This is a genomic window from Thiorhodococcus fuscus (genome assembly GCF_042682685.1).
In the GTDB taxonomy this organism is placed as follows: Bacteria; Pseudomonadota; Gammaproteobacteria; order Chromatiales; family Chromatiaceae; genus Imhoffiella; species Imhoffiella fuscus.
In genome coordinates this window covers 15,533-25,911 of record NZ_JBHUHX010000018.1, presented here as the reverse complement: position 1 = coordinate 25,911, position 10,379 = coordinate 15,533, and the positions used below count along the sequence as shown (strand labels likewise).

Here is a 10,379-nt window from a genome sequence, read left to right as displayed (position 1 = left end):
CTACGCACTCAAGAGCAAGCGTTAGTAGCGGAAGTTACGGGCCGCTCGCGGTAGAATCTGGTCTACAGCGCTTTTGCGGATCAATCGATAGGGACAGAGAATGAGTGTTAGAAGCAAAAATCTTTGGCAGCACGCCGCGCTCATTGCTGCGCTATGCTTGGCGCCGACGATAGCGGTTAGCGATAGCTCCATTGCAGGGGACATGACTGAAAAAGAAATCTGCCAAGCAGCCGGGTATTTGATCCGTCAAGCGGCAGGTAAGGCGTTCAAGACGGTACAGGTCCCGTGCTCAGTCAAGAGCGTTGGAGAAAATGATGGGGTTGAGATCAGATCCGGTTACGTGTCGCCACTCGGGCCAACGCTTCATTATGTCGCTCACGGCTCTGTATCTGGACATCGTCTGCGCATGGAAACAATTCAGGTTATCGGGGTTGACGATAAGGCGATGCCGTTCTCGCAGTTCCCTTAGGCAAATTGATTAACCTAAAAGGCAGAGCGTCGGTCAGTTCAGAACAACCCCCTCTGGAAGACGATAGGTCTTTTCAATACTGCTATCCGAAAATACCTGCCTAATCGTGACGGGCGTTTTGTCCGCGCTTAGCGAGTACGTTATCACCTCATCTAGCGGGTTGAGTTAGTTTCGTTAGGTCCGAGGGGTTACCGACACCTCGACTCGCCAAGCTTGATCCATTTGCTGTCGCGGGTGAGCTTGATGATGTCGATGACCTGGACGGAGACGCCACCCTTCAATTCCGGGAAATCGCTGACGATGCCGCATCCGTACATCGCCAGTCCATCACGGGGTGTGCCGTCGTCGAGGACGCCCAGCTTGAGCATGCGATCCGAGGTCCAGATAGCGTCCTTCACTACGGGCTCCGCCTTGACCTTACCCAGAACAGCCTGACGCGCCGCTTCGCGTTCCGAATCCAATGCCGCCGTGGCTTGCTGCGCTTTACGCTTGGTCTCGGCCTCAGCCATGCGCGACGCTTCTCTCTCGACAGCCTTCTGGGCCTGCTTTCTGTCGAATTCGGCGCGCTCGTCAGGGGTCATCATGGCTAATCGCGCCTGCCCCAAAACGACGACCAGGGTCAGCAGGGCGACGAAGGCTAAAAAAGCCCTCCCAAGAAGCGCAAGGCACCCAGAGCGCGAGCGCTGCGCTTCGCCTTGATTCGCTCTTGCCCTGAACCGGAGCGCATAGGGGAACCGCTTCCCGCATCTCCAGCATTTCCAGCTATTGTCGAACGACTCAGCGTGACATCTTGGGCAAATAATCGGATGCTGTTCTTGGGCCAAGAGTCCATCCTCCAACTTCCTGGTTTGCAGAATGCCTATTACAGATCGATACCGCGCTCACTGCATCTGCGGAGTAGCTGAAGGGCCTCGAAATCGCTTGAGGCCAACCCGCCTACAACAAACCGCGACCCATCGAAGATCCCGAGGAAGGGCCGCTTTCCAACGTACCCGCCGAAAGCGTTCTTGGCGTTGACCATGCCGCATGCGTAAACGGCTTTATCTTTCTTCGCTCCGCGAATCGTATGAAATTTCGACGAATACGGGTCCTTGAGCCTGGAGTTGATGCTGCTGCGGATGGCGTTGATCTGGCTTTTCGATAGAGATATCGAGGTTGGGGCCTGAGCTTGAGGCGGGATTCTTCTGGGGCGATACCACTCTAGAGTGTATCTCCCTGGGGCGAGCTCGCAGCCAGAGAAATAGACGTTCCCGCTATTGTCTCGATATTTATACACGCCGCCTTTTTCGGACGTGCACGTTTGCTGATTCTGCGGGGTCTGCGCTGGCAGCTTGGTGGCAGACTGCGGGACGTTCATCTGCGCTGCCGGGGCGCTGTACTTTTGTGCTGCGCATCCGGCGAGCAGAAGCGCGAATCCGACCGAAGCCAAGGCTATATTTGCATTTGCTTTTTTTGTCATATCGACTGAATGTTATGAAGAGCAATCAGCGCCTCCTGTGCGCCGTCGAGCTTAACCTTCATCTCCCCTGGGCCTTCGGGCCAAGACCAATATCCAATATGTGCCACACCCCCGTTATCGATAGCAAACAATGCGGTATTTGCCCGCTCACCGCGCAGAATTCCGTCGCGCCCTGATTCAAGAGACGCCCCATCGTTAACTCTGATCGCAAACGATTTTCCTGGGTAGTCGTGTTTATTTATGGTGATCGACGGGCCGATCCAGTCGCGGCCCCCGGTCTTCCTTAAGTACCCTATTCTGAGGCGCCCTCCTCCGGCGTATGGTCCATACAGCCCCGTTTCTGTGTTGTTACGTCCCGTGTGATTATCTGCCTCGACGGAGCTATCCTTTGTTCCGTGCCCGCGAGGTGCTAGAGCACTTGAGCCATAAAGTAGCCACTCGCGGAAATCACAGTCATCCTGCTGACAGCCGACCGAGAGCCTGATTGCCGATGAATATCCGCCTGCACAAGAATGCCCGCACCACCCCGGCGATTCGTCGTGAACTGCAAGCCTCGACGTTGCCGAGCAAGGTCCTCGCCGCCCAGTACAACCTCTCGGTCCAGACGGTGAAGAAGTGGCGGCGACGCACCGCAGTCGAGGATGCCTCGCACCGCCCACACCGGCTCTCAACGACGCTCTCGCCCGCGCAGGAGCTCCTCGTGGTGGCCCTGCGTCAAACGCTGTTGCTGCCGCTCGACGATCTGTTGGCGGTTACCCGCGAATTCATCCACCCCGAGGCCTCGCGCTCAGCACTCGATCGCTGCCTGCGTCGCCACGGGGTCTCCAACCTCAAGGCGCTGATCCCGCAGGATGCGGATACCGCAAAGCGCCCGGTGAAGACCTTCAAGGACTACGCGCCTGGCTTCGTCCATGTCGACGTCAAATACCTGCCCCAGATGCCCGATGAAGACCGGCGTAAATACCTCTTCGTGGCGATCGATCGCGCCACCCGCTGGGTCTACGTCGAGATCCTCGACGACAAGTCAGCCGCTTCGGCCAGTGGCTTTCTCGAGCGCCTGATCGCCAAGGCGCCGTTCACCCTTTCCAAGATCCTCACCGACAACGGTAAGGAGTTCACCGACCGGTTCTGCGCCACGGGCGAGCGGGCGCCGACGGGGGAGCATCGCTTCGATCAGGTCTGCGCCCAGCACGCCATCGAGCATCGCCTGACCAAACCCAGAACCCCACAGACCAATGGCATGGTCGAGCGCTTCAATGGGCGTATCGCCGAGGTGCTGGCCACGACACGCTTCGACTCCTCCCAGAGTCTGGAGCACACCATCACCCGCTATGTCCAGGTCTACAACCAGCACATTCCGCAAAAAGCACTCGGGCACATCGCCCCGATTCAAGCCCTCAAGGATTGGGCTGAGAAGCGTCCCGAACTATTCAAAAAACGCGTATACAATCTTCGGGGACTTGACACCATGTTCGTATCACCACAATAATCCTAGCTTTACCTTCGCCCAACCCATGCCCCTTGGCGCATCGCGCCGCACCGGCTGCACGCCCAGATTTTATGGCCTTACAGACTGATTCTGGCGAAGCGCCAGTCGTGGCGACCAATGACGCAGAGGATGCGGCGCAAAAACAGCATCAAGCGCCTGGATTCAAAGCGCCGTGGCGGACTGCTCATCCTCGACGATCACGCGATATCGAACTTGCTCGATAGCCATGCTCATGTGGCCTCGGCCTGAATGATGTGCTCGGCGGCCTCGTCGGCGCTGTGAACCGGGCGCACGCGCAGCGATTGGCGATCACCGGCTTTTTCCAGATCCTTGAGCGCGGCGTGGAGGTTATTGATCGAGCCATCGGAGAAGGCGGGGTCATCGTCGCGCGGGTGGTAGAGCAACAACTCGTAGCCTTGAGGATTGCTTGGCGCCGAGGCATGCCTGCTGTCGCGCAGGTTCTCGAGGTCCCAGAGTTTGGCTTTCGCCGCTTTCACCTGATTGGAAAGGTTCTTGCTGGGAATCAGCCGGCCAAGCTGGGCAGCTAAACGCATGCCTAGGAAATCGAATCGCGTGGTCGAGCCCCGCTCGGTGAGGCGCACGGAATTCATGAAGTAACTGTCCAGCAGGGGGTTGCGTAAGGTGACGGCGTGCCTGACTTGAGTGGTCCAGCGCTCGGCACCATCATCCGGCGGGTCGGCGTCGTCCTCGCGTGCCTCCGGTGAAAACGCAGCCATCGAGGCCAGGAAAGCATGATTGCGCGCTAAAAGGCGCTGCATCATCGCAAGATCGGTGACGTGGCCGCTGGATATCTGCCCAAGCTGCATGCCGTGCAGTGGCGATGACCAAGTCTGCAAGGGGTTTCCGCTCTGGAGGTGTCGCTCTAGGCTTTCGATGCCCAGCCGCACGAATCCGATGAGGGTGGTGGATTGTTCCCCGAGCATGCAGGCGGCGAGTTCATCGCTCAGGATCTGCGTCACGCTCCACTCGTTTTGCCCTCCGTGAGCCGCTACGGCGATACAGATGCGTTCTCCAGAGCCGGTGATAGGCTCAAGAAAGAGGGGAGCCCCGGTCGCGGCATAGGCCGGGAGTGGGGGGAAGAGTGAGAGGTCGACGCTCATAGTTTCAGGCTGGTTTGTGGGTTATGGCGCTCCATGAGGGACGGTAAGAGTGTAGCGCGCGCGCCGAGAAATGAGAGCGCTTCACGGGCGCGCTCGGCCATGCCGATCATGGCACAGCGGGAGGCTTCATGGGCCTTTTGCGAGTCGATCCTGCGATAGGACTGGCTGCGGGTCTGTGCCAGTTTCTCAAGCCGTTTAGGTTCCAGTTCGCCAGGAAGTTGGTGGATGATTTCGGCAAGCAGGTTTCTCACCTCCGCGCTTGGCGGGGGGACGGGCCGGCTTGGAGGCCAAGCACCCAGTGAGCGCGCATGATCTATCAGTGCCCAGCCGGTGACCTGATCCCAAAGGATGTTGCCGGTATTGCGGTCGGGGTTGGCGATCCACTCATCGAAGACGGCGACGTCATGAAGCATGGGCCAATCGGAGAGGCCGTTGATGGCGGTCAGGTAAGCCGCATCGATAAAGTGTTTCCATGAGCGCATGCCGGCATCCTCGCTGCCGATCAGTATTCCGCCTCCAAGCAGTCGCTGCGGGTCATGGACAAGATAGGCGCGCGGGATCGGAAGCTCAAGTGCGCGTCCAATGACGGCGCACAAGCACTCGGACAAGATCTCCTCGTTGGTTGCCCGCTTCAGATACACGCGGATATCTCCCGCGTGGGTGAGGACGTCACCGTGCCACAGCTCGGAGACGTTCCCCAGGTCCTTGACCGGCCGAGGCGTGATCAACAGGGTCGCGACTCCGACCGGCTCCATGCATCACTCCTTGCGAGCGGCGATACGCTCCGCGATTTGATTGAGCAGCTCCAGGTCAGCGTCCGTCAGCCGTTTATCCTTGGCGGCCTGGGCGATGCGCTCTAAAGCCGTTCGCGAACGAGGCGAGGCGGCTTCGAGCAGGTCGTCAAGGGCGGAGGGAAAGGTGTAGGTGCGCTCAGCCCCCTGGCCGGTGTCGATTGGCGCGCTGTCGTCGTGGGGTTGGTCTGTTTCGATAGCGGTACCCCAAGGCGGTTTCCCCCCTTTCTTCCAGTCTGGGCTGATTTCAGCATGGTCTGACGCGAGCCAAGACAACGGGGCGCCGGTTTTCTTTGAGAGCAGTACTAGGTTTTCGGTGGTTGGCGCTGTTCTGTGTGCTGCGCGCCGCGACTCCCACATAGATACAGCGTTTCTGCTGATACCGCCGCATGCCTCTCCGATCTGCTCTTGCGTGAAGCCAGAGTAGATCCGCGCCGCCTTGATTCTTTCCCACATGTTTCTACCCATAGCCAATAGCATGTAAGCGTGCCTTACAAAAGTCACGACAGCCTTGCTTACCCTCAAAAGGTAAGTTAGGCTTACCTCATGAAAGCGCAGAAAGACATCACTCGCGATCTCGTCAGAAGTCTTGGTGGTCCCGTGAAAGTTGCGGCCTTAATTCGTGAGGCGACAAGTAAGCCGATCACGTCTCAAGCAGTGAGCCAGTGGAAAGCGATTCCAAACGGATATCGCAAGATCCTCGCTGATGGGTCTGGCGGACTGCATACCGTCGAAAGCCTGAGCCCAGATATCTTCGGCCCGATCCTGATCGGCCAGACCGGGAAGAGGGCGGCCTGATGCCAGCTTTCGCCCTCGTTCTCCTGTTCCTCACCTTCTTCGTCGGCGGCGTCGCGGTCGGCGTCGGAATCGCTGAGACGGCTGCCCTTCAGAGCGGGTGTGCGTGTCCGTCAACGTCAGCTCAACCGGAGCAAACCACATCATGCTGAACCGCCAATTCTCACCTGAAGGCCTACCCGCGCTGCGCGAGGCGTCCGCCGATGTGCAGCGTTACCTCCCTCCCGAGCAGCTCGCCGAGCTGGAGGCATTCCTGCATCGCCTGATCGAAAGCGCGAGCAGGCCGAGGCCGCCAGCTAGCAAGTCTGTGACGCCAGAGGGGCGTTTCTGCCCCGCCGAACTGGCCGAGGGGCATCGCAAGGCGGCTCAAGGGGTACTGAATCTGATCGAGCGGCTCGTCCGGCCTTACCCGACGCATAGCCAGGCCATGCCCAAATACGTTCGGAAGACCAATGCCGATTTCCTCAGTGGCGACGGCTTCATTCTCGGCGCGGTCAAGAATGGCGTTGTCGATTGGCAGCCTACCTGTTTAGGGCTGCTTCTTGACTACGGTTTTACGTCCAGCCAGATAGAAGGAATGGTCGTCGATCGGATTTACCGCTTCGACTTCACCTTCAAGCTCGTACTCGATAGATGAGTTGTACGGCACATCGGGTCCGCTTAAGGGCTTGAATGTCTGTGATTTCGCGAATGACGTATTGATTGCTGTCTTCATCAACGACAGTGAATTCATCAGTGACTTTTTTCATTGCCTGGATCCTTGAGCGCGAATAGGTGGAATCAAATGCAGAGCGGACAACTTCATTTCGCCATCGTGACCGGTGCGCCAGGAGAGGACATCGAGGTCCGCAGCTTGCGCAACGGAACCGAGCTGGCACTGTCGGCCGAGGAGGTTCCCCTGCTGGCGGCGGCACTGCTGAATGCCACTGCGGCATCAGCCGGTCCGCCGCAAGAAGTCCACGCCAACCTGAAGCTCGATCTCGACGCACGCCCCTTCGAGCTATTTGCCGAACTGCTTCAAGGTGCGCTTCAGGCCCGCGAGGGAGCGGTCGATCTTCCCGATCTCCCGACGGAACTGGTCCGTGTCGAGTCGGATCACGGTGCCGCAGCCGCAGGTGAACTGCGAGTGACCTTGTATCCATCCGATGCTCTTCTTCGTTTCGCGGCCGCAGGTCGGGCAGCCGATGCCGATCTCGGTGGAGTCTAGAAAGCTCATGGAGGTTTCCCTCTATCCCTCGGGCTCATCCGGTATCGGGCAGCCCATGACCGCACGCGCGATCGGCTCCTCGACATTGATCTCGCAGACCGACTCGGACGAGCAACGCGCCACGCGCCAGCCGGTTGGTGTGCTGAGGTATTCCACCTCGACTTGGGCGGCGATGTTGTGGCAGTGGATAAGGCGGGTTTTCGACTCGATTCGCAACGAAGCCATCCTGTTTCCTCCTCGCGGTGCAGTTCCCGCCGGAGCGTATCGCACACGCCTCGAAAATGCCTCGTTATCGATCCTGGAGAAATGACATGTCTGAGCATTTGAACCGCGCGATCTACGACACCGCCCACGATTTTCCGGGTGGAGTGCCGGCGCTCGCCAAGCGGATGAGCACCCACACGGGGACGCTGTTCAACAAGGTCAGCCCGACCCATGAGGGGCATCGGCTCAACATCTATGAGGCGCTCGCGATCCAGCTCATTACGGGGGATTTGCGGATCCTCCATGCCCTGGCAGCCGAGCTCGGGCAGGGGTGTGTGACGCTTGGCGATTTCAGCGACTGCTCGGATAACGCGTTGCTGGACCTGATCCTGCGCGTCGGCCAGGCGCGGGGGGAGACGGATGCGGAGATCCGCCGTGCGCTGGCGGACGGGCGCGTCGAGCGTCGCGAGTACGAGTCGATTCGCTGCCGGGTGCAAGAGGACATCCGCGCGAATCTGGAGATGCTGACCCGATTGGACGCGCTCGCCAAGGCCGACGAGGAGGCTCAGGAGCGGAAGCGGCTACGGGCTGTTTCGGCATGAGCCACGCCTGTCGCTGCGAGCGCTGCCGCCCGGACGATCCGGAGCCGACCGATACCGAGGCTTTCAAGCTCGCCTGTCTGGCGCGCTATGTCTTGACCCAGGCCGATCCGCGCGCCTGGCTCGATCGCTGGCGCCACAAGCACGGCCCGTCACTGACGCAGCGGCTGCGCGAGGCGATGCGGCGAGAGTGGATGGGGAGGAGGGCGGCGTGAATCCAAAGCGGCCCATCATGCGCTATCACGGCGGGAAATGGATGCTGGCCCCCTGGATCTGTTCGTACTTGCCGGCGCACCGCACCTATGTCGAGCCGTTCTGCGGCGCGGCCAGCGTCCTGATGCGCAAGCCGCGCTCCGCCATGGAGGTGATCAACGATCGCAACGGCCGTCTCGTTTCCGCCCTGCGGGTCATCCGCGACCGGGAGGGAGCCCGGGAATTGGCGCGTCTACTGAGTCTGACGCCCTATGCCAAGACTGAGTTCGAGGCGGCCAGCGAGACCGCTGACGATCCGATCGAGGATGCGCGGCGGTTGCTCGTGCTTGCGGGGCAGGGGCACAGCGGAACCGGCGCCACAGGACTCGGCGGCCCCCGCCGCACCGGATGGCGTCGCGGCGATCGCGGGACGCAGTCGACCAGCGCCCGGGATTGGGCGGGGCTGCCCGATCATGTCCAATCCTGGTGCGACCGGCTCTGCGGCGTCTACATCGAGAACGCCGAGGCGCTGGAGGTGATCGAGCGCTACGATCGCCCGGATGCACTCTTCTACGTCGACCCTCCGTACCTTCACTCGACGCGCGGAAAGAAGCGCGCCTACCACTACGAAATGACCGACGACCAGCATCGGGCGCTTGCCGAGCGCTTGCGCCGCACGGTCGGTGTGGTCGTCATCAGCGGCTATCCGAGTGCCCTCTACGATCGCGAGCTCTATGCGGACTGGCAGCGTGTCGAGCGTCCTGTCTGGACCGGGCGCGGCACGTCGGCGTGCGAGGTCATCTGGATCTCGCCCAACGCGAGACCGGCGGATCTGCCGCTGTTCGCGGTCCACGGGACGAGGGCAGCATGAGGGACTACGGCCGCATTCACACCAAGTTCTGGGAACAGCCGGAGATCTCGGAACTCAGCCTCGAAGGGCGCTTGTTGGCGGTCTATCTGCTGACCAGCCAGCACTCGAACATGCTGGGCTGCTATCGGCTCTCCACCGGCTACGTCATGGACGATCTGAGGCTGCCGCACGATACCGCCGAAGCGGCGTTCGCGGAGCTAGAGACGATGGGATTCCTGCATCGCTGCAGGGCCACCGGATGGGTGCTGTTGCCTAAATACCTGAAATACAACCCCGTCGAAAACCCCAATCAGGCCAAAGCCGCACTGAAGCTGGTCGACAAGGTTCCGTCCAAGGCGGCCTTCATCCCTGCGCTACAGGCGTCGATCCAGCGCTATGGCGGCAAGTACGTTCACACCCTCCTGTCCTCCCCGCTCTTCGCGGTCGCCGTGGTCGGTCAGTCCGGCGGTGCTGATGCCGCGTGTCCGGGGTGGGACGCTTCACTGCGGAGTCCGGCGCATTCGACGGCCAGTGAAATGGGGGCGTCACATCACCCTGCAGCAGGGCAGGGTGTCGGGACAGTGCCCGAGCAAGCCAAGATCCGGGAAGGAGCGCATGAGGGGTTAGACGATGGTGCTGGGCAGGGTTGCTCGAAGGGTTCGGCGAACAGTTCCGGGAAGGCTTCGGGGAAGGGTTCCGTAAAGGGTTCGAGTAAGGGTTACCCAAACCAGGAACAGGAACAGGAACAGGAACAGGAACAGGACACTGTTCCTGATAGCTCTGAGTTGTTGGAGAGGGATGGTGGAATGCGCGCGGGCTCACGCGGCGCGCGCCTCTCCATCCAGGAATTGCCGCCGGATTGGCGAGCGTTCGCAACGAAGACCCGTCCAGAGCTGGATGCGGATTTCTGCTGGGAGAAGTTTCGCGACTACTGGGTCGCGGTACCGGGGGCGAAGGGCCGAAAGATCGACTGGGCAGCAACCTGGCGGAATTTTGTGCGCAATGAGTTTTCGAGGGGGGGTAGCCATGGCCATGCAGCACGTCAGCACCACGAGTCGGCCACCGATCGGCGGTCGCGAATCAATGCCGAGCTCATCGCGGAGGGGCTCAGAGCCGCTGGATCTGAAATGGATTAAGCAGCTCTTCGCCCGCTTCGCAACGATCTGGCCGCAGGCCTGGGCTGACCGCATCGCCTCGGTGAGT

General features: G+C 60.4%; 15 protein-coding genes. 9 read left to right on the top strand and 6 right to left on the bottom strand.

The window, feature by feature from the left end; translation table 11 throughout:
* The first annotated feature begins 202 nt into the window (after positions 1-202).
* Entirely contained in the window at positions 203-469 is a 267-nt protein-coding gene (locus ACFSJC_RS09405; protein WP_386026008.1) for a hypothetical protein, read from the top strand.
* A 188-nt stretch (positions 470-657) separates the two neighbouring features.
* On the opposite strand, the gene ACFSJC_RS09400 is transcribed toward ACFSJC_RS09405, so the two are convergent.
* Together ACFSJC_RS09400 and ACFSJC_RS09395 are read right to left on the bottom strand one after the other, a co-directional pair.
* On the bottom strand, positions 658-1,293 hold the full coding sequence (locus ACFSJC_RS09400; protein ID WP_386026006.1) for a hypothetical protein: 636 nt from the start codon (positions 1,291-1,293) through the stop codon (positions 658-660).
* Between the two features lie 38 nt (positions 1,294-1,331).
* A complete protein-coding gene (locus tag ACFSJC_RS09395) occupies positions 1,332-1,928 on the bottom strand; it encodes a hypothetical protein (RefSeq protein ID WP_386026004.1) in 597 nt (198 codons plus the stop codon).
* 490 nt (positions 1,929-2,418) lie between these two features.
* Between ACFSJC_RS09395 and ACFSJC_RS09390 the strand changes: the two genes are divergently transcribed.
* Positions 2,419-3,417, top strand: coding sequence for an IS481 family transposase (locus ACFSJC_RS09390; protein ID WP_386026002.1), 999 nt, complete (start codon positions 2,419-2,421; stop codon positions 3,415-3,417).
* A gap of 230 nt (positions 3,418-3,647) precedes the next feature.
* Here ACFSJC_RS09390 and ACFSJC_RS09385 read toward each other — a convergent pair whose 3' ends face one another.
* The 3 genes from ACFSJC_RS09385 to ACFSJC_RS09375 all read right to left on the bottom strand — a co-directional run bounded on the left by ACFSJC_RS09385 (position 3,648) and on the right by ACFSJC_RS09375 (position 5,785).
* Positions 3,648-4,397: a hypothetical protein gene (locus ACFSJC_RS09385; RefSeq protein WP_386026000.1), complete on the bottom strand. Its 750-nt coding sequence runs from the start codon at positions 4,395-4,397 to the stop codon at positions 3,648-3,650.
* 137 nt (positions 4,398-4,534) lie between these two features.
* A complete protein-coding gene (locus tag ACFSJC_RS09380; protein ID WP_386025998.1) occupies positions 4,535-5,266 on the bottom strand; it encodes a HipA family kinase in 732 nt (243 codons plus the stop codon).
* A 30-nt stretch (positions 5,267-5,296) separates the two neighbouring features.
* The gene (locus ACFSJC_RS09375; protein WP_386025996.1) at positions 5,297-5,785 is read right to left on the bottom strand and encodes a helix-turn-helix domain-containing protein; all 489 of its coding nucleotides are present in this window, start codon (positions 5,783-5,785) and stop codon (positions 5,297-5,299) included.
* 90 nt (positions 5,786-5,875) lie between these two features.
* Between ACFSJC_RS09375 and ACFSJC_RS09370 the strand changes: the two genes are divergently transcribed.
* The 3 genes from ACFSJC_RS09370 to ACFSJC_RS09360 all read left to right on the top strand — a co-directional run bounded on the left by ACFSJC_RS09370 (position 5,876) and on the right by ACFSJC_RS09360 (position 7,331).
* Entirely contained in the window at positions 5,876-6,127 is a 252-nt protein-coding gene (locus ACFSJC_RS09370; protein WP_386025994.1) for a helix-turn-helix domain-containing protein, read from the top strand.
* A 103-nt stretch (positions 6,128-6,230) separates the two neighbouring features.
* Positions 6,231-6,761, top strand: a complete 531-nt coding sequence (locus ACFSJC_RS09365; protein WP_386025992.1) for a hypothetical protein — start codon at positions 6,231-6,233, stop codon at positions 6,759-6,761.
* Positions 6,762-6,908: 147 nt separating this feature from the next.
* On the top strand, positions 6,909-7,331 hold the full coding sequence (locus ACFSJC_RS09360; protein WP_386025991.1) for a hypothetical protein: 423 nt from the start codon (positions 6,909-6,911) through the stop codon (positions 7,329-7,331).
* A gap of 21 nt (positions 7,332-7,352) precedes the next feature.
* Here ACFSJC_RS09360 and ACFSJC_RS09355 read toward each other — a convergent pair whose 3' ends face one another.
* Positions 7,353-7,556, bottom strand: a complete 204-nt coding sequence (locus ACFSJC_RS09355) for a hypothetical protein (protein WP_386025989.1) — start codon at positions 7,554-7,556, stop codon at positions 7,353-7,355.
* Positions 7,557-7,642: 86 nt separating this feature from the next.
* On the opposite strand from ACFSJC_RS09355, the gene ACFSJC_RS09350 reads away from it, so the two are divergent.
* From ACFSJC_RS09350 to ACFSJC_RS09335, 4 genes are read left to right on the top strand one after another with little or no spacing between them, the layout of a single operon-like run.
* Positions 7,643-8,137, top strand: coding sequence for a phage regulatory CII family protein (locus ACFSJC_RS09350; RefSeq protein ID WP_386025987.1), 495 nt, complete (start codon positions 7,643-7,645; stop codon positions 8,135-8,137).
* Positions 8,134-8,349 carry a hypothetical protein gene (locus ACFSJC_RS09345; RefSeq protein ID WP_386025985.1) on the top strand — a complete coding sequence of 72 codons (216 nt, stop codon included), beginning with the start codon at positions 8,134-8,136 and terminating at the stop codon, positions 8,347-8,349. The genes ACFSJC_RS09350 and ACFSJC_RS09345 overlap by 4 nt, the downstream gene beginning before the upstream one ends.
* Positions 8,346-9,197 carry a DNA adenine methylase gene (locus ACFSJC_RS09340; RefSeq protein ID WP_386025983.1) on the top strand — a complete coding sequence of 284 codons (852 nt, stop codon included), beginning with the start codon at positions 8,346-8,348 and terminating at the stop codon, positions 9,195-9,197. The genes ACFSJC_RS09345 and ACFSJC_RS09340 overlap by 4 nt, the downstream gene beginning before the upstream one ends.
* Positions 9,194-10,312, top strand: a complete 1,119-nt coding sequence (locus ACFSJC_RS09335; RefSeq protein WP_386025981.1) for a hypothetical protein — start codon at positions 9,194-9,196, stop codon at positions 10,310-10,312. Before ACFSJC_RS09340 ends, ACFSJC_RS09335 begins: the two co-directional genes overlap by 4 nt.
* Positions 10,313-10,379 lie beyond the last annotated feature (67 nt).